Source organism: Microcystis aeruginosa NIES-843, from assembly GCF_000010625.1.
GTDB lineage: Bacteria > Cyanobacteriota > Cyanobacteriia > Cyanobacteriales > Microcystaceae > Microcystis > Microcystis aeruginosa.
In genome coordinates, this window is the sequence record NC_010296.1 from 4,904,436 (window position 1) to 4,923,091 (window position 18,656).

The 18,656-nt window shown below is 44.3% G+C and carries 14 protein-coding genes and 3 pseudogenes; 9 read left to right on the plus strand and 8 right to left on the minus strand.

Annotation, left to right across the window (positions count from 1 at the left end):
- The first annotated feature begins 113 nt into the window (after positions 1-113).
- Entirely contained in the window at positions 114-293 is a 180-nt protein-coding gene (locus MAE_RS36235) for a hypothetical protein (protein WP_002796123.1), read from the plus strand.
- On the plus strand, positions 272-1,372 hold the full coding sequence (gene prfA, locus MAE_RS23220; RefSeq protein ID WP_002796124.1) for a peptide chain release factor 1: 1,101 nt from the start codon (positions 272-274) through the stop codon (positions 1,370-1,372). The genes MAE_RS36235 and prfA overlap by 22 nt, the downstream gene beginning before the upstream one ends.
- Before the next feature lie 191 nt (positions 1,373-1,563).
- Here the strand turns inward: prfA and MAE_RS35415 are convergent, their stop codons facing one another.
- Positions 1,564-1,707, minus strand: a complete 144-nt coding sequence (locus MAE_RS35415; protein ID WP_231859667.1) for a transposase — start codon at positions 1,705-1,707, stop codon at positions 1,564-1,566.
- Between the two features lie 16 nt (positions 1,708-1,723).
- Positions 1,724-1,849 (minus strand): annotated as a pseudogene (locus tag MAE_RS35420) (transposase); the annotation flags it as partial.
- Positions 1,850-2,044: 195 nt separating this feature from the next.
- On the opposite strand from MAE_RS35420, the gene MAE_RS23225 reads away from it, so the two are divergent.
- Positions 2,045-3,259 (plus strand): RNA-guided endonuclease InsQ/TnpB family protein, encoded by a 1,215-nt coding sequence (locus MAE_RS23225; RefSeq protein WP_041804320.1) that lies wholly within the window; start codon positions 2,045-2,047, stop codon positions 3,257-3,259.
- 96 nt (positions 3,260-3,355) lie between these two features.
- Positions 3,356-4,597, plus strand: coding sequence for a bifunctional ornithine acetyltransferase/N-acetylglutamate synthase (gene argJ, locus MAE_RS23230; RefSeq protein WP_002796125.1), 1,242 nt, complete (start codon positions 3,356-3,358; stop codon positions 4,595-4,597).
- A 153-nt stretch (positions 4,598-4,750) separates the two neighbouring features.
- Here the strand turns inward: argJ and MAE_RS23235 are convergent, their stop codons facing one another.
- Positions 4,751-4,933, minus strand: a complete 183-nt coding sequence (locus MAE_RS23235; protein ID WP_002769951.1) for a hypothetical protein — start codon at positions 4,931-4,933, stop codon at positions 4,751-4,753.
- 299 nt (positions 4,934-5,232) lie between these two features.
- Between MAE_RS23235 and MAE_RS36240 the strand changes: the two are divergent.
- Positions 5,233-6,774, plus strand: a pseudogene (locus MAE_RS36240) (glycosyltransferase family 2 protein).
- Positions 6,775-6,945: 171 nt separating this feature from the next.
- The gene (locus MAE_RS23245; protein ID WP_041804321.1) at positions 6,946-8,379 is read left to right on the plus strand and encodes a hypothetical protein; all 1,434 of its coding nucleotides are present in this window, start codon (positions 6,946-6,948) and stop codon (positions 8,377-8,379) included.
- Between the two features lie 40 nt (positions 8,380-8,419).
- Here the strand turns inward: MAE_RS23245 and MAE_RS23250 are convergent.
- Together MAE_RS23250 and MAE_RS32830 are read right to left on the minus strand one after the other, a co-directional pair.
- Positions 8,420-9,166 (minus strand): annotated as a pseudogene (locus MAE_RS23250) (DUF4079 domain-containing protein).
- 65 nt (positions 9,167-9,231) lie between these two features.
- Positions 9,232-9,504 (minus strand): hypothetical protein, encoded by a 273-nt coding sequence (locus MAE_RS32830; protein ID WP_158303557.1) that lies wholly within the window; start codon positions 9,502-9,504, stop codon positions 9,232-9,234.
- Between the two features lie 75 nt (positions 9,505-9,579).
- Here MAE_RS32830 and MAE_RS23260 point away from each other — a divergent pair, with 75 nt between their 5' ends.
- Entirely contained in the window at positions 9,580-11,073 is a 1,494-nt protein-coding gene (locus tag MAE_RS23260) for a UDP-N-acetylmuramoyl-L-alanyl-D-glutamate--2,6-diaminopimelate ligase (protein ID WP_012267702.1), read from the plus strand.
- Between the two features lie 39 nt (positions 11,074-11,112).
- On the opposite strand, the gene MAE_RS23265 is transcribed toward MAE_RS23260, so the two are convergent.
- Entirely contained in the window at positions 11,113-12,300 is a 1,188-nt protein-coding gene (locus MAE_RS23265; RefSeq protein ID WP_012267703.1) for an RNA-guided endonuclease InsQ/TnpB family protein, read from the minus strand.
- A gap of 255 nt (positions 12,301-12,555) precedes the next feature.
- On the opposite strand from MAE_RS23265, the gene MAE_RS23270 reads away from it, so the two are divergent.
- Positions 12,556-13,779 carry an RNA-guided endonuclease InsQ/TnpB family protein gene (locus MAE_RS23270; protein WP_012267704.1) on the plus strand — a complete coding sequence of 408 codons (1,224 nt, stop codon included), beginning with the start codon at positions 12,556-12,558 and terminating at the stop codon, positions 13,777-13,779.
- Positions 13,780-13,935: 156 nt separating this feature from the next.
- Positions 13,936-15,522 carry a serine/threonine-protein kinase gene (locus MAE_RS23275; protein ID WP_002796134.1) on the plus strand — a complete coding sequence of 529 codons (1,587 nt, stop codon included), beginning with the start codon at positions 13,936-13,938 and terminating at the stop codon, positions 15,520-15,522.
- Between the two features lie 622 nt (positions 15,523-16,144).
- On the opposite strand, the gene MAE_RS23280 is transcribed toward MAE_RS23275, so the two are convergent.
- Together MAE_RS23280 and MAE_RS23285 are read right to left on the minus strand one after the other, a co-directional pair.
- Positions 16,145-17,185, minus strand: a complete 1,041-nt coding sequence (locus MAE_RS23280; protein ID WP_002796135.1) for a fatty acid desaturase — start codon at positions 17,183-17,185, stop codon at positions 16,145-16,147.
- Between the two features lie 516 nt (positions 17,186-17,701).
- Positions 17,702-18,616 (minus strand): Sll0314/Alr1548 family TPR repeat-containing protein, encoded by a 915-nt coding sequence (locus MAE_RS23285; protein ID WP_002796137.1) that lies wholly within the window; start codon positions 18,614-18,616, stop codon positions 17,702-17,704.
- Between the last annotated feature and the right edge of the window lie 40 nt (positions 18,617-18,656).

Genomic DNA, 18,656 nt, shown 5'->3' on the forward strand with positions numbered 1-18,656 from the left:
AATGATAGTTTCAGATATAGGAATAATCTGGTTAAGAAAAAAATGTCTTCCCTTGCCGCTTGCTGGCCCAAAAATATTTCTAAGTATTAGCAAAACTGACTGACTGTCAGCAGTTGGGCGGGATTTTTCCAGGCTCGAAGAACCCCAAACCAAGAAAATTAAGACAATTAAAAGGATTGCGTCTCTATTATCTGTTAGACGCTTCTAATCCAGTGAATTTGCGGGTTATATTCCAATTAACCCCGTTTAACCCTATTTGTGGCTATCGATTATGGCTGAAAGTTATTTACTAGACAAACTGCAATCTGTAGAACAGACCTACAAAGAATTAACCCGTCGTCTAGCGGATCCCGATGTCACCGGTAATCCGGGTGAATTGCATCGTCTGGCCAAATCCCGCGCTTCCCTAGAGGAAACGGTCAACACTTACGAAATTTGGCAAAAAAGTCAAGAGGATTTAATCGGTGCGAAACAAATCTTCAAAGAATCCGCCAGCGATCCCGAATTAAGGGAAATGGCCGCCCTAGAAGTGGCAGAATTAGAGGAAAAAATCGCCACTTTGGAAGACCAATTAACAATTCTGCTGCTGCCCCGGGATCCCCTCGATGAAAAGAATATCATGCTAGAAATTCGCGCTGGGACCGGAGGTGATGAGGCCAGTATTTGGGCGGGGGATTTAGTTCGCTTGTACTCAAAATATGCCGAAACTCAAAACTGGAAAGTTAGCCTTTTGAGTGAATCTCAGGCGGATATGGGAGGATTTAAAGAGGCAATTTTAGAGATTAAAGGCGATAACGTCTATAGTAAGCTGAAATTTGAGGCGGGAGTCCATCGGGTGCAGCGGGTTCCTCTGACGGAAGCCAGTGGTCGCGTCCACACTTCTACCGCTACCGTGGCGATTATGCCAGAAGTGGACGATGTGGAAGTGCATATCGATCCCAAGGATATTGAGTTAACCACGGCTAGATCCGGGGGTGCAGGCGGTCAAAATGTCAATAAAGTGGAAACTGCCGTCGATTTAATCCATAAACCCACGGGAATCCGAGTTTTTTGTACCGAGGAGCGATCGCAATTGCAAAACCGGGAACGGGCCATGCAGATTCTCCGGGCGAAACTGTACGATATGAAGTTACAGGAACAACAGGAAGCGGTCAGTTCCATGCGACGCTCTCAGGTGGGAACTGGTTCGCGTTCGGAAAAAATTCGCACCTATAACTATAAGGATAATCGTCTCACCGATCATCGCTTAAATCAGAATTTTTCCCTCGATCGCATTTTAGACGGCGATATCGAAGAGGTGATCCAATCCTGTATCGCCAAGGATCAACAGGAAAAACTGGCAGAATTAGCCGCTGCCCAAGAGACAGCTTAATCAGGACAAGGGAGACTCCGAGACTCCTGGATTATTTTTATTTATGCTCCCCCCGCTCTCTTCTCCCTTCTCCCCAACCCGCAACCGTAGCTTGACGGTGGGAGTGTGTCAATTGCTATCTCAAGGTCGCGAGAGGACTCCCGTTAAACCGCGTAGCGGTTAACGGGAGATGAATCGCGACCAGAATGAAACTAACGCGGTAGGGTTTCCACTTTCGGGGAGTTTTGGTTCTCGACGTATTTTTTTAGTTGTTCGACAGTAACACCTCCACAACTAGCCACGAAATAACCTCCCGTCCAAAAATAAGGTTTATTGTCGAAATACTTTGCCGCCAAATCCAGAAATTCCTTTCTAATTAATGGGACTACTAACTGTTTTAAGGTTAGCGATTAATTTGGATAAAGCGATGTCAGGTTTGTCATCGATAATCCGGTGAACGTAATCCGATTCACCGTTGAAATCAAGCAACACGCTTTCCCATTTTGTGACGTTGACACAAAAATTTCTTGAAGTCGGGCTAAGATTTCATTGTTAATAGCAATGGTCGGTATTTGATGACGAATACGACCTGAGCGGTAAGTCTATAAACAGAGCAAAATTCATGATTGTAATCAGTTGACATATTAGGCGGTAAGTGTTATAATCTAGTTGTACATCACGAAACGAACGACAGTGATAACGCTTACCTACCAGTACAAACTAAAGGTAAACAGACAACAGGAACGGGAGATCATCCACATTCTTGATGTTGCCAAAAGCGTTTACAATTACGCGCTGGCGGAGCGAAAAGATTGGTTGAACTCTCGAAAGTGTCTTGCGGATCGTTGTTCGTTAGTTTCCGAGTACATAATTCCTGCGGATGAACCCTATCCTAATTACTTCGTTCAAGCTAAAAATCTAACGGAAGCTAAAAAAGTTTACCCGATATTAAAGACGGTTAACGCTCAAGTTTTACAGCAAGTCTTAAAAACTTTAGATAAGGCGTTTAACCAGATGAAGTCGAAAGGCTTCGGCTTTCCTAGATTCAAAAAAAAGATGCGAAGTTTTATTTTTCCTGCGCTGTCAAAAAACTTTCTAGGGGATGGATGTTTGAATTTTCCACAATTAGGAAAAATTAGCATACGGCCATCTAGAGAATACCCGTCTGGGTTCGAGCCTAAACAAGCTCGAATTATCCAAAAAGCGTCGGGATTTTACGTTTCGGTTTCCTTCCAATCTACGGAATTAGTTCCCGATATGACAGTAGGGAAGACCTGTTTAGGAATTGACGCGGGAATTGAAAGTTTTGTCGCTACTTCACGGGAAGATTTAATCAAAGCCCCTCGATTTTTGTTGAAAGTACAGAGTAAGCTTAAATTGCTACAAAGACGCTTGAAACATCAAGTCAAAGGCTCGAACAATTGGTTAAAACTCCAAGAGAAGATAGCAAGATTACACGAGAAAGTGTCTAATACTCGTAGAGATTGGCATTTTAAGTTAGCTCATTACCTTGGCGATTTTGCTGATAATATCTTCGTTGAGGATATTAACTTCGTTTCCTGGTCTAGAGGAATCGTTAGAAAACAATCTCTAGATTCGGGTATCGGTAGTTTTATTAACGAGATACTACCGTTTGTTGTTTGGAAACGGGGAAAATATTATCTTAAAGTCGATAAAAACGGAACTTCCCAGGATTGTCCGAATTGTGGCGCGATTACCGGCAAAAAGTCCTTATCGGAAAGAGTCCACCGGTGTGATTCTTGCGGTAACATCGAACCAAGAGACACGGCATCAGCGAAGGTAATCGAGAACCGAGGAAAAAATGCGGTCGGACTGACCGTGTTAGAAAACGCTCGCGGAGGCGATCTGACGGGGATCGACCGGGTTAAACCAGGTCGATCTAGTTAAAAGCCTAAGAACCGAGAATCCCCCGCTACACCGGGCGAGCGGTTAGCGGGGGAGAGTCAAAATCGAGTGTCGAATTTGAGTAGGAGACGGGATAAAATGGCCGATTGGCAGGAAATAGAGGGGGGGATCACGGCCCCAAAAGGATTTAAATCCGCAGGGATGGCCGCGGGGCTAAAACCGTCCGGTTTGCCCGATTTAGCCCTAATTGTCTCGGAAACAGAAGCGATCGCCGCCGGAGTCTTTACCACCAGTCAAGTGCGGGCCGCTTGCGTCGATTATTGCCGTCAACGCCTACAAACTAAAGCCAGCGCCAGGGCGATTTTGTGTAATGCCGGCCAAGCAAACGCCGCCACGGGGGCAGCTGGATGGCAAGATGCCCTCGATAGTGCCGCCGCCTTGAGCCAAGTTTTAGGGATTCCCGCCGATGCAATTTTGCTGGCTTCTACAGGAGTCATCGGGCAACGGATTCGCATGGATGCGTTAACCGCCGCTTTACCGACCTTAGTGGGTTTATTGTCGGAAAATGGTGGCGAAAGCACGGCCCGGGCGATTATGACCACGGATCTAGTCCCCAAATCGATCGCCTTGCAAACCACTATCGAGGGTCGTCCGGTCACAATTGGGGGAATTGCCAAGGGATCGGGGATGATTCACCCGAATATGGCGACGATGCTCTCCTTTATTACCTGTGATGCCGCAGTATCGACGGTTCTCTGGCAAAATATGTTAAGTCGGGCGGCCAATAAAAGTTTTAATCAGATCACGGTGGATGGGGACACCAGTACCAATGACAGTCTGATCGCCTTGGCTAACGGTCAATCGCGCACCACAGCCATCACAGAAATGGGCCGGGATGCCCAAAAGTTAGAGGCCATGTTAACGGAAGTTTGTCAATACTTGGCGAAAGCGATCGCCCGGGATGGCGAAGGGGCCACCTGTTTAATGGAAGTGCGGGTTTCGGGGGCGGCCGATGATCAGTCCGCTCGTCAGATTGCTCGCACCATTGCCGGTTCTTCCTTGGTAAAATCGGCGGTTTTCGGTCGAGATCCTAACTGGGGACGAATTGCGGCGGCCGCGGGCCGGGCCGGGATAGTCTTCCATCAAGAGGATCTGCAAATTAAGTTAGGCGACTTCGTGATGATGGAAAATGGCCAACCTCTGGCGTTCGATCGAGCTAGTGCCAGTAATTACCTGAAAGCGGCAGCAAGCGGGGCTTATTTACGAGAAGATACCGTTTTAATGTCTATCTGTATCGGTAACGGTTCGGGAACAGGTACGGCCTGGGGTTGCGATCTTAGTTACGATTACGTCAAAATTAACGCCGAGTACACTACCTAAAGCGATCGATCGGTTCTGTAAACAGGCTCTCTTGTCTTTGCTGGATTGTATCGCAACAGCTTGACCAAAGGTTGACGGCAGCATCTAGTCTATACTGGCAATCTCGACGATCAATCCTGTTGATCACACACCATCCAAGAGAGCCGATTACCCTTAATTAATCTTTTCAATCACCGCTTGTCCTAGTTGAATCAACTCAAAACCGATAAAAAGGCTTAAAATCACGGTGACAGCCTGATTAAGTAGGGGTATATTGCCTTTGCCTAGAACAGAAGCGACGAATTTGACCACAACTAAAACGAGAGCGCTAACAACGGCGATTTTGACGGCTATCATAGATTAATTTTTCCTCACGGTTAACCAAAGTATACTATGTTCCTGACGGGGTGACAAGCAGATTGAAAGTGAGACAGGGTGTGGGGTGTGGGGGGTAGGGTGTAGGGAGCAACAATCCATAACTGGGTTTTTAAAGTTCGATTTGTCTCGTTCCAAGGTAGAACCTCCGCAAATGCGTTCCAAGGGTTTCCCATAAAACGATTTAGTATCATTCCCAAGTATGAGAAAGCTGCCCAATGCCCAGGTTTTTGTTAAGAATTGTAAAATGTAGTTAGATTTATTTACTCAGAAGGGGATTTATGTCTAACCAAGAGTCGATTTTTCCGTTCCCTCAAAAACCAGTGTATTCCTCCGTATTCAAGTCGATTTTAGCGATAATATCAGTTATCTTAATTATGTTAGCAGTGATCGGCGGGCTAATGATGGTCAGTTTATCATTATCTTGGCCAGAACACAATATTTAGCGATTAATCCTTGGCTTAGTAGAAGATTTTTTTAATCCATTTGCTTGGATTAAAGTTCCCACGGTTGCTCATAGCTATCAATTATTATTACCCACAGTTATCCTGCTAATTTTTACGCAGTTAATCATTTTATTTTCTCCGCGTCCGCAAGTTTGGTCAAGATTAGTCATTATTTCTATCACTCTCGCTATCACCCTGCGCTATCTAGTTTGGAGAATTCTGGCCACCTTAAATCTTTCTACTCCTCTCAATACCTTTTTTAGTTTACTGCTTTTAGGCATTGAGATGATAGTTTTAAGTGGTAGCATAATTCAGTTAGTTTTAGTCTTAACCACAAAAGATAGACGCAAAGAAGCTGATTTTTATAGCCAAGCAGTGATCAATAAACAATATTTGCCCACGGTAGATATCCTGATTCCCACCTATAATGAGCCAGCCTTCATACTCAAAAGAACTATTATTGGTTGTCAAGCCCTTAATTATCCTCATAAAAATATTTATATTCTCGATGATACCCAGAGAGCAGAAATTCATCAATTGGCAGAAAAATTAAATTGTCATTATCTAACTCGTGAGGATAGAAAAAACGCTAAAGCAGGCAATTTAAACCATGCTCTCAGACAAACACAAGGGGAATTAGTGGTAGTTTTTGACGCAGATTTTATCCCTTGTCGTAACTTTTTAGAAAGAACTGTTGGCTGGTTTCAAAACCCTAAAATTGCCCTAGTGCAAACTCCCCAAAGCTTTTATAATGCTGATCCTATCGCCCATAACTTAGGTTTAGAAAATATCGTTACTCCCGACGAAGAATTATTTTATCGTCATATCCAACCAGCTAAAGATGGGGTGGGTAGTCCTGTCTGTGCTGGCACTTCTTTTATTGTCAGAAGAAAAGCATTAGACGAAGTGGACTACTTCAATACAGAATCTATTAGTGAAGACTATTTCACGGGAATTGCTATCTCTGCCAAAGGTTATGAAGTTATTTAGGGTTTGCGGCAAAAACTTTTTCAGCAGACCCTAATTAGACAGGGCAATCTGAAAAAACTTTCAGAAATAGGGGCAGAAATTCACCTGAGGGAACCCATCTACTCAGAAAAATTACTCCTAGATATTTTAGGCGAAGATTTGTGCCTATCGTCTCATCTAGTCAATCTAGAAAAACGAGGAAAAATCTGGCAAGCAACCCTTAAATTCCAGCCACTTAGCCTATCAGACCAGAGAAAACTAATTACTTTTTTATTCTGTCTTCCCCAGCGCTGGGATCTGAAAAATACGGCAGGAGAATTACAATCCCTTTGGTTGTTAATTATCAGCTTTTTTCGGGGGATAGGCTTGATTTGTCGGGCAATTCTGAATCGAAAAACAGCCCTTTAGTTCAGTCAAAAATCGAAAATACTTATCGAAAAATTAATGACTGATTATCGTATCAACTGGCTTTTGTCTGTGATTTTACTCACATGGCTATTCCTGTATTATCACAGTTGTCACTTGACCAAAACTTGACAGTATTATAGTAAGAGTAACCATTCTTAGATGGACTGGCTTATGAACAATCGTTTATGTCTTCACCTGATGGCTAATAAGGAAAAAGGGTTTGCCTTGCCTCTTGCCGTGTTAATTGGACTTATCCTGATGGTGACAGGAATGACTATGATCATGCGCGCCCAAGGGGACCAATCGAAAGTAATTGCCCAAAAAGCCCGGGCTGATAGTTTAACAAGTTCCGAAGTGGGGCTGGCTCGCGTGCAGGATCTACTCAATAGTGTTCGAGTTATGGCGACGGTTGACAGGAATTGTCCTCCTGGTGGCGATTGTTGGCAGAACGCCGAAGTGGTTACTAATCCCAGTACCAATTTACAAAGACATTTAAAAAAATTAGTCGACGCCGCCCCCTCCTGTAGTAATCCCAACGATGCTGCTACCTTGAAGGCAAAAATCCCTGAATTAAAAGATTTGAGCGAAGATAAATGGGTTGATCTCGGTAATAATCGTTATTATCGCGTGGTTGGATATGATTATAATCCTGTGTCCGGGCAGGGAGTTCTCACCCTCGAAGGACTTTCCCGCAAAAGTGCCGCAATAGACCTAACTAACATTGCTATCAATAGAGATAGTGACGACAATGCCGCCTCCCGTAACCGTGTGGTGGTAACTATCCCTATTCTTGATGCCCCTCCCCTCGCATTTAACCGCACCACGGTCCCAGCTTTATGGATAAGTGAGGGAACGGCGGACGGTGATGCTAAATTTGAAGGGGATGTGGTGGAGGTTGTGGCGAGGCCAGAATGTGATAACAGACAAGATAAGATTAAACAGCCCACACCCGCACCCAGTCGCGACTACGAAGCACAATTTGTCGGTGTGTTTTTCCCCAATTTACCGCCGATTCCCACCGGCCTTCCCCCTGGTCAGAACATTCCGCTACTTAATACTTCTCAAACTTTTCCCAGACCGGGAGACACACCCACTACCCGCACGATTAACGGTCAAAGCGTACAAGTGTACGAGTATATCGTTAATAAAATCAACTTGAGTGTTGGCGATAAGATTACCATTACTCGGGGGCAACGGGTAGTTTTCTATGTTAGAGGTAATATTCAAGGTGCCATCGAACACAATTGTGCTGGTGAGTCTGACTGTAAACCGGGCAATCTACAAATTTATGCCGATAATGGATCAGGTTCCCCCAATCCGCAAATTTGTCTGACAGGAAACCAAATACTACAAGCGTTTATCTTTGCTCCTGACTATTCCCTCGGTAACACTGGTGATCGTAATTTCTTCGGTGCTGCCTGGGGTAAAAATTGGGGCAAAATTACAGACTGTGCCTCAAATAGCGGTGCTGTAGCTGTTACTCAAATGGTAGAATGGACTGACTTAATCCAAGACCTGAAACCCCAATTTCCCCGACTTGGTAAGATTGCCAATTGGTGTGAGGAACCCATCGATACCGATCCGACTGTCTCTATGTGTGATTAATTTCCCGACTGCCTCACCCTCTCCCAGTCCCTAAAAAAGTTTAACTTATCGGGTCGATAAGCGGGGTTGAGGATTTCGGTTCAGGACAGGTTTTATTGGTGAAATCACAGCGATAAATTGCCGGTTTTTGCCAACTGAGGGGAATTTCCAGCAAATCCCTGGAACCGTTCATGGCTTGTCCCAGAAAGAGAGCCAGAGCAATACAATTGAGAATTGTATGGGCGATGCGCCAACGATGGGAACGGTCTTTATAGATATCTTCGACAATTGCCAGAGAGAAAATCATCAGTAATGATGCCGCCATGCCGATATAGTAGTGAGACCAGTACCATTGGTCAGAGAGTCGCCAGACCCCATCCTGAGAACCGATAATAATTAAACCCATGCCAGTCAAGGTGGCAAAAATTCCGCGCCAGAGAGCTTGTCTAGCGCGGTAGAGACAGACCAAAGAGGCAATGGTGACAAAAAACATCAAAATCACAAAAATGACCTGAAAGGAGTCTAATTTTCCATCTTTTTGTTGATCGACAAAACCATTAAAACCGTAAACGACCGAGTAAGCTAGTGCTAAAAGGTTAACCCCTACCACTGTACCCGTTAACCAGAGGCCTCAGCGTAGATGTTCTGGCCCGACCACTGGGGGAATTTTACTTTTATTTCCCGCATTGGTTTCTAGGCGACGTTGACGGGTTTGCCAAGCAAAGTTAACTACGAGGCCGATCATAGGGAAAACGACCACTATCCCTAGGACAGGATGAATGAGAGCCAGAAAATCGACGAATTGCATATAAATATCCCGAAAATCGTCAGCAGAAAATCTTCAATAGTTGACAAGCTATAGCCTTGTTTTTTTTAGCTTATCGCAGATATCAGGAGGCAAAAGGCACTCATGCAAAAGGCAAAAGGCAGGAGATAGGGTGATAGGGTTTTGGGGTGATAGGGTGATGAGACAGCTTCCCCACTTCCCCACTTCCCCACACCCCACACCCCACACCCCACACCCCACTTCCCCACTTCCCCACACCCCACACCCCACACCCCACTTCCCCACTTCCCCACACCCCACTTCCCCACACCCCACACCCCACTACCCCACACCCCACACCCCACACCCCACACCCCCACTTCCCATTTCGGCCTAGGAACCTCTTTGATAATCGGCTAATCTAAAAGCAGCAATCCCTAGATTCAATCCTGACTATGAAACTACAAGAGCTTTTAACAACTATCCCTCTGGTTTCCCCGATTTCTTCTCCTATCGCTTTAGAAACCGAGATTACAGGAATTTCCACCAATTCCCATGCTTGTCAACCGGGAGATTTATTTATCGGTTTACCCGGTACTCGCGTCGATGGGGGCGAATTTTGGCGTTCCGCTTTGGAAACCGGGGCCGTAGCGGCGATTATCTCCCCGGCAGCCGCAGCTAAATTTCCCCCCCCGGAGGATGCTTCGGTAATGGTTGTGGCAGATTTAGTTACTGCCGCTGCTGCGATCGCTGCTAAATTCTATCATTATCCTGCCCAAACCCTAAAATTAATCGGTGTGACGGGAACCAACGGCAAAACCACCACCACCCATTTAATTGAATATTTTCTCAGCCAAGCAGGGATTCCCACCGCGTTATTCGGGACTCTTTACACCCGTTGGCAAGGATTCCAAGAAACCGCTAATCATACCACCCCTTTCGCTAACGAGTTACAAGCTAGTTTAGCCAAAGCGGTGAGCGCCGGCAATGAAATCGCCGTCATGGAAGTTAGTTCCCATGCACTGGCCCAGGGACGGGTACAGGGTTGTACTTTTCCCGTGACGGTGTTTACCAATCTCACCAGAGACCATCTCGATTATCACCTCGATATGGAAGATTATTTTGCCGCTAAAGCTAAATTATTTAGTCCCGATTATCTGCAAGGTAAGGCGATTATTAACCTTGATGATGCCTACGGTCAACGTTTAGCGGCCTCCCTCTCTCCTCAACAGGTTTTAACCTATAGTGTGTGCGATGCTCGTGCCGATTTTTATACTAAAGATTTACACTATCAACCCACGGGAGTTCAAGGGGTGATGGTGACTCCCCAAGGGGAAATAGCCTTTGCTTCTCCTCTGGTGGGTCAATATAATCTGGCTAATCTCTTAGCGGCGGTGGCAGCAGTGTTAGAATGTGGTGTAGATTTAGGGAAAGTAATCGGTCAAATTCCCCAGTTTTCAGGAGTACCGGGGCGGATGGAACGGGTTAGCATCGCTCCCGACCAAGATATCAGCGTCATTGTTGATTATGCCCATACTCCCGACAGTTTAGAGAATGTTTTAAAAGCTTCCCGGCCCTTTATTTCTGGTCGGATGATTTGTGTTTTTGGTTGTGGCGGCGATCGAGATCGGACAAAACGGCCGTTAATGGGTAAAATAGCGGCAGAATTAGCAGATTTAGCCATAGTTACCTCCGATAATCCCCGCACAGAGTCTCCCGAACGAATCCTTCAGGATATCGTCGCTGGCATTCCCTCAGAAATTACTGTTCAGGTAATTAGCGATCGCGCTTTGGCCATTGACACCGCTATTCAAGCAGCGCAACCGGGAGACGGAGTAATTATTGCCGGTAAAGGTCACGAAGATTATCAAATTTTGGGGACGGAAAAAATCCATTTCGATGACCGCGAACAGGCCCGGGCCGCTTTGATAAAAGTGAAAAAGTGTTGACATCCTCGCCGCCGTAAAACGGACGGCGATTCCCAAACCTCACGATTTGGGTTTCTGCTTCTTTCCCGAAGGATTTTTCGCACCTGCCTTAACAGATTTACTCTGTTCTGGTCTTATGGTCGCTCTACAGACTGACACCGCAAGCCCTGCGGCCAAAATGTTTTTACTAGCGTTAATATCTCGGTCATGGTGCGTCCCACAGTCTGGACAGTCCCACTCTCGAACATTTAACGGCATTTTCTCAGCAATATACCCGCAATTACTACATCTTTTAGAGCTAGGAAACCATCTATCTATTTCGATGTAGTTTCTCCCATACCAACGGCATTTATAGGCTAATTGTCGAGTGATTTCTCCCCAGCTTACATCAGATATTGCCTGAGATAATTTCGGGTTTTTGACCATATTCTTGACGGCTAAATTCTCAACCACAATCGTTTGGTTTTCACGAACTAATTGAGTGGTTAGCTTGTGTAAATGGTCTTTTCTACTATCGGTGATTTGAGCGTGAATCTTGGCTACTTTGATTCTTGCTTTTTCCCGATTTTTTGAGCCTTTCTGTTTTCGAGAAAGACTTTTTGGGTCCTTTCGCAGTCTCCGATAATGCTTTTTAAAGTGCTTAGGATTAGATACTTTATCGCCATCGCTGGTAATTACTAGGCTACTAATTCCTAAGTCAATTCCGATGGCTTTATCGGTTGGGGGTAATGGCTGGATTGTTGGGTCATCAAATCTTATTGAAATATGCCAACGTCCAGAAGGATGTAATCTGACTGTTACTGTGCTTGGTTCACAGCTTTCTGGTATTTGTCTTGACCATCGAATAGGTAAGGGTTCTGTGCATTTAGCTAAATAGATTTGTTTGTCTTTGAATTTAAAAGCAGATTTGGTAAATTCGGCACTTCCTCCTTGATGTTTTTTCTTAAAGTTAGGATACTTAGTACGACCAGCAAAGAAATTAGTAAAAGCTGTTTGTAAATGTCTTAACCCTTGTTGTAAAGGAACACAGCTTACTTCATTGAGAAACTCTAATTCTTCTTGCTTTTTCCAATCGGTTAGCATTGAAGAAGTTTGAGCATATCCTACTCTTTCTTGCTTTTCGTACCAAGCTTGTGTTCGTTCGTGGAGAGCTTTGTTGTAAACTAATCTTACACAGCCCAATGTGCGCCGCAATAGCGACTCTTGTGTTGGTGTGGGGTAAAATCGAAACGAATAGGCTTTTTCCATACCTCACATTTTAGCATATATTTCGTAAATGTGCTAATATTTAACAGTAAAGCCGTCGTAGAACGACGGGGTTTCAGACCCAAATTTTCGATGAGGGATGATTAATTGTCAAGAAAAGCTAACATTAGTTGACCGAAAATTTGGGTACAAGCCCCGCCATGCCCGCGCAGGGTCGGGCGGCTCCACCTTAAATATGTATTGTCAACTTAAGGAATTTTGTGTTAAGATGTTGATACTCGATCGAGCAGTGTCAAGATGTTTGTACTAGAATACAAGGTTAAGCCAAAACCTAATCAGATAGAAGGCATTAACGAAGCAATACGGACAACCCAATTTGTTCGGAATAAAGTCCTGCGTTATTGGATGGATAATCAGGGTGTTGGCAAAACAGAGTTATTTCGATACAACACAGCATTAAGGAAAGAGTTTAAATTTGTTGATGATTTAAACTCCCATGCTTGCCAGACTGCTGTAGAAAGAACCTTGCGGGCAATTACTCGGTTTTACGATAATTGCCAAAATAAAGTTAAAGGAAAGAAAAACTACCCTAAGTTTAAAAAACATTCCCGTTCCGTTGAGTATAAAGTATCTGGATGGAAGCTATCAAAAGATAAACGCCATATTACCTTTACAGATAAAAAAGGTATTGGCACTCTTAAGTTGATTGGTTCTAGAGATATTAATTACTATCAACCAGACCAGATTAAACGGGTAAGAATCCTGAATCGTGCCGATGGTTATTATGTGCAGTTTTGCCTTAAATTAGACCCCAGAGACACGGTTAAGCCTTTAACACCTTCCCAGAAAGCCACTGGGATTGATGTCGGATTAAAGTTTTTCTTAGTAGATAGCGAAGGCCATCAAATTGATTGTCCGAACTACTATCGAAAAGCTGAAAAACAACTAAACCGATTAAACAAAAAAAAGTCAAAGAAATACCGTAAGGGTAAAAAACAATCTCGTAATTATCACAAAGCTAGAAAGCGATATGCTCGGAAACATTTAAGAGTAAGTAGGCAACGAGAAGAGTTTGTCAAAAGTGTGGCACTCCGTTTAGTTAAGTCTAACGACTTAATCGTCTATGAAAACTTGAATATCAAAGGCATGGTCAAAAATCGTCATTTAGCCAAGTCGATAACCGATGCAGGATGGTCTGTTTTTAGGCAATGGCTAGAGTATTTTGGGGACAAATACGGCAAGTTAACTATAGCTGTCTCACCTCATAATACGTCTCAAAATTGTTCTAATTGTGGACAAAAAGTCCAAAAGTCGCTATCTACTCGAACCCATGTTTGTCCTCATTGTGGATACACAGATTGTCGAGACAGAAACGCCGCTTTAAACATCTTGCAAAAGGGATTAAGTAGCGTGGGGCGCACGCAAACTTTAAACGCTTCGGGAGAGATTCCCTCTTGGTTGGTTGGAGAAATCCTGCTTGCTAACGGAGACTCAATGAACGAAGAATCCCCGTCTCTTTAGAGCGGGGAGCGTCAAACAAAAAAGGCGTTACAGGCGCTTTGATTGTCTGAGGCCTCTGGTTTTAGACTTTGGGAGATACCCCCCTTGAGGAGAATCTCTTAAAGTGCATTGTTAAGGTGTGTTAGTAAAAAAGTATCGGTCAATTGGTGATTCTAGATGACCTACTGCCTTAATCCCAACTGTACTCAACCAAAAAACGCCCCGACAGCGTTAATCTGCGAGAGTTGCGGTTCAAAACTTCTTCTGCACGACCGCTATCAAACCCTACGCATTTTGGGGAAAGGAGGGTTTGGGGCAACTTTTGTATCATCGGATCTGTCCCTACCAGATAAGCCCCTCTGTGTGGTCAAACAACTGCAACCTCCCCCTAAAGATGCTAGTGTTTTTCGCATGGCTAAGGATCTTTTTGATCGAGAAGCGGAAACCTTGGCAAAACTGGGAGTTCATCCGCAGATTCCCCGATTATTAGACTATTTTGAAGATAATCAAGAGTTTTATCTAGTTCAAGAATACGTTAAAGGTCATAACCTGCACCAAGAGGTCAAAAAACGCGGACCGTTTAGCGAAGCGGGAGTCAAACAGTTTTTAAGTGAACTCTTGCCGATTTTGAAATATGTCCACGAGCAAAGGGTAATTCATCGGGATATCAAACCCGCTAACCTAATTCGTCGGCAAACAGACCGAAAATTGGTTCTGATTGACTTCGGGGCCGTCAAAAATCCAGTTAATAGCGTCATGGCCAATGCCGATTCTCAAACCGCTTTGACTAATTTTGCCGTGGGTACCCAAGGTTTTGCCCCCCCCGAACAGATGGCCATGCGTCCCGTTTACGCTAGTGATATCTACGCGGTGGGAGCTACCTGTCTCTATCTACTCACGGGCAAATCTCCTAAAGCGATCGAAGTTGATATTAATACAGGTGAATTACTCTGGGAAAAATTAGTCAAGGTGAGTCCCCAGTTTGCTAAAGTCCTGAAAACAATGCTGGAAGTCTCTGTCCGTCATCGCTACAAATCCGCTCAAGAGGTAATGGATGCTTTAGACATGACGGCTTATGCCGACAGTCTAGCCCAAAGTTTAATCGCCGCTCCAATGGTTACTTCCCAGCCCCCCCGACAAAATTCAGGTTCGATGGCCACTTCCTCCGTTTCTGTCCCTCTCAAGTCTAAATTTCGTCCCAAAAATCAAAATCCAGAGGCCTCTCCAGATAATATGCTGGGGGGACAGATGGCTTTTTCGCTGTTTAATACAAATGTATTGAATAAAAGTAAAGCCCGCAGCAGCACAGAGCTAACCTTACTGAAGAAAAAACCCCGCTTAGATGAAAAAGCGCTTCTCGATGCTTACAATAACGGCCGGCGCAATTTCGCCCAAGAGGAATTACCAAATCTCAATCTGGCCAAAGCCAAACTTGTGGGCGTCAATTTCTGTCAATCCAAATTAACAAGAGCTAATTTACAAGGGGCAGATCTGTCCAATGCGGATCTGGGCCGGGCTAATCTCAGTCAAGCTATTCTCAAAAGTACCAATTTAAATAATGCCTATCTCGGTTATGCAGACCTAGAAAAGGCCGATTTACGCGGGGCTAATCTCACTGGCGCCCATCTTCGCTACGCTAATCTCAAAGATGCTAATCTTTGCGGGGCTAATCTCTCTGATGCCCAAGTAACTCGAGAACAAATCGCCCTAGCAAAAACCAATTGGTTAACAGTTATGCCCAATGGTAAACGCGGTTCCTGGTAATCTTTTTTCAGTGGGTAAGTTATCAGTAATCAATGAAAAGACAGTAGGAAACTTCTATTTAGGGTTTGCTGAAAATTACTGAAAGCCTTACTAGAAAACGGTTTTGGCACTTTTTTAGCCCAAAAAGTGCCAGAAACAAACGTTGAGAAATCGATCCGAGGGACTCAAAACCCTTGCACTTTCGCTCTTCGATCTCGAAGGGTTCCGCTTCCAGACGTGCGAGGTCATTCTGTTATTCTGACTTCCCCTCCCGACTCCTGACGACCGACTCCTGACGACCGACTCCTAACCCCACCAATAAACTTTTTGCCGCAGACCCTATTTAGGGTTGGCTGAATAAATCTAAAAACCTTGTTGGGTAAGACTTTTAGACTTTTTGTCAATCAAAAAGTCCAGGACTGGGAGTGATCAGGGGGAAAATTCTGGGACTTTTTCCCTGAAAATTAGGTAGTTGACCACCTGAAAATCGGTAAAACCCTACACCCCACACCCCACACCCCACACCCTGCCCCCAAGAAAAACTTTTTGCCGCAAACCCTATTTAATACTGTCACTTAAAACTCAAATCTGATAACTGATAACCTACCCACTGATAGCTGATAACTGATCACTGATAACTGATTTAACCGCGACTTTCCTTAAAAGTTTTGTAGGCGGTTTCGGAGTCGAAAATATGGCAATAATCAACAATTCGCTTCATTAATGCCCAAGAAAACTCGGTTTCTTTCAGGTGACTACCCCAATTTTCTTTGAGACTAGCGTGAACTTTGCGGAGGTTATAGGAAGGAATCGCCGTCGAGATATGATGGGGGATATGGACATTAATATCGTGACAGAGAATTTCTACCCAACGGGGATAGCTACAGTGAACTGTCCCTTCTAGTTGCGCTAAAGCTTGATTCCAGTCTTCGGGATAGGAAAATTGAATATCGGGGTCTGTGTGATGGACAAGGGTAAAGGTACTCATCCAAAAATGATAGACAAACCAAGGTACCACCCAAAATTTAACCAATCCCCAAACACCAGTGTAGAAAATTAGGGTTGGGAAAAAAATAGCGGCAAAAACTAGGACGACAATCATCGAAAAGCGCGCTTTTTCCCGTTCGTTCTCCTTGAATTGTTCGATGTTGAAGTGTAGAATAGCCCAGTGGGCGATCGAACCAAGCCACCAGAAACGTCCGCGAATGCCGCGATAAAAGAGACGCACTAAGGGATTGGCCGAGTTAAAAGCTTCTAGTTCCCACGGATCCCAAGCATTATCTATAGTTACCATGTTAGTTTTAGTATGATGGCGATCATGCAGGAAACGCCAGCAGTGGAAGGGATAGATAAGCGGTAAGAGGAAAATATGACCGACAAGATCATTAACCCAGGGTCGATTGGAAAAAGACCGATGACCGCAATCATGCGCGATCACAAAAAATCCCGTTAAAGCTGTACCCGTGAAAATCCAAGCTAAAGGCAGTAAATACCAGGGAGAATAAACTAGCATTGCATAACCCGCAATGACCGCCAAAATATTCGTAATCACTCCAAACCAAGCTTTAACTGGGTCTTTCTGGAAATATTCTTTGGGAATGCTTTTAATAATATCTTTCAGTTTAAAGTCTGGCTCGATCGAGGTGATCAACTCCCCATGCAATTTATCCGTCGTTGCCGTCATGAAATCTCCAATTACACTTAGGTGAACCCTTGACAAGAAATCAGCTAGGAGGTTTGGCTAAATTCTGCTCCCTACCACAAGCCAATTTTTTTGTCAATATATTTTTAACTTTAATTAATAAACTTCCGCGAAGCTTAATAATCCTTTACTTTATATACCATAAGAGGAGATTTTCTGTTTTGGCAAAATTTGACGGCGGGTGCATCTCATTTTTGTAAATCTACCAATTGGGATTTTTACGGGAAAACTCTCGGCTAAAATCGGGCATTACTTCCGATTTTATCACTCAATCCCAGCTTTTGGGGGGTTCTACCCCCCAAACCCCGGAGCGCATTAGCTTTTCGGTGAGATGCTTACACGCAGCTGCTGATACATTTGTCATCATCTAAGAGTCACTGACAATTCCTGATTGTCGGTATTCCTGCAAATGTGAGATGCACCCTTGACGGCTGCCTCTTGCCTTCAGAAGCTGATAACTGATAAAAAAAACAAACATTGACTATTTTTAGGCGTTTTTTAGCGACTAGCCGTGTTTTCTAGGGATTTAATCTCCTCCTGTACCTTACGGTGTTCGCGATTTAACTGTTTTTTGACCGATTCGGGGAGTTGTTCCTGTTTTTTCAGGGCATTATTAAAGTAATCCAATGCCAGTTTCAAAGAGCCAGTATTTTTATCCGTATTGCCTTGAATTCTTAGGATTTGACCTTTCAGATACATTAATTCCGGATTATCGGGGGTCGCTTTCAGAGCGTTATCGATAAACTGCAAAGCCTGATCATACTGCTTTAAATCCCGGTAAGCTAGAGCTATACCTCGGTCGACCAAGTAATCAGGACTTCCGTAGGTTTCTAGCCGTTGAATTGCCTCTTGGGGACTAGAAAAGGGCAGATTAACCGCTAAAATCAAATCCATATAACCCTTTAACAGGTTCAATTCCGGATCCGTAGGATTAACCTTTTCTGCGGTTTCCAAATACTGAAACACCTGTTGTAATCTGGGGATAGCCGATACTGCTCCTTCGGTTTGAAAAACGTAGGTTCCCTCTAAAAAACTCCCCACCGCTAGATACAAATTTCCCCTTAAGGGGTCGCTGGCCTGCATTTGCTTGGCCGCTTCCTTAGTTTTCTCGGAGTAGGTTTTTAGGGTGTTCCAATCCTGGTCGGTAAAAGCAAGAGAGGCGCGCATAGCATGGGACAAAGGTTCTTGGGGTTCCTTTTCTGTGGCCTCAACAATTAATTTTTTTGCCTCTAGATAGTTACCTTGTTTAAAAATAGCGTTAAAAGCGGCCTCGGTCTTATCACCAATCGGTCGGGGATTGGTTTTGCGGAAAGGATCTCCAGCTAACCCGGGACCAATCCAGTTAACCATTACCATAACAGCCAGGGAAGCACCGATCGCCATTTTTTTCGTTAAACCTAACCTCAGCACCATGGTCAAAAGTCTCCTTGAGCGAATGAAAAAATCTGTCACA

Coding starts and splice junctions, on each gene's coding strand:
- prfA (WP_002796124.1), top strand. CDS start 272: ATGGCTGAAAGTTATTTACTAGACAAACTGCAATCTGTAGAACAGACC.
- argJ (WP_002796125.1), top strand. CDS start 3,356: ATGGCCGATTGGCAGGAAATAGAGGGGGGGATCACGGCCCCAAAAGGA.
- MAE_RS23235 (WP_002769951.1), bottom strand. CDS start 4,933: ATGATAGCCGTCAAAATCGCCGTTGTTAGCGCTCTCGTTTTAGTTGTG.
- MAE_RS23245 (WP_041804321.1), top strand. CDS start 6,946: ATGAACAATCGTTTATGTCTTCACCTGATGGCTAATAAGGAAAAAGGG.
- MAE_RS23260 (WP_012267702.1), top strand. CDS start 9,580: ATGAAACTACAAGAGCTTTTAACAACTATCCCTCTGGTTTCCCCGATT.
- MAE_RS23265 (WP_012267703.1), bottom strand. CDS start 12,300: ATGGAAAAAGCCTATTCGTTTCGATTTTACCCCACACCAACACAAGAG.
- MAE_RS23270 (WP_012267704.1), top strand. CDS start 12,556: ATGTTTGTACTAGAATACAAGGTTAAGCCAAAACCTAATCAGATAGAA.
- MAE_RS23275 (WP_002796134.1), top strand. CDS start 13,936: ATGACCTACTGCCTTAATCCCAACTGTACTCAACCAAAAAACGCCCCG.
- MAE_RS23280 (WP_002796135.1), bottom strand. CDS start 17,185: ATGACGGCAACGACGGATAAATTGCATGGGGAGTTGATCACCTCGATC.
- MAE_RS23285 (WP_002796137.1), bottom strand. CDS start 18,616: ATGGTGCTGAGGTTAGGTTTAACGAAAAAAATGGCGATCGGTGCTTCC.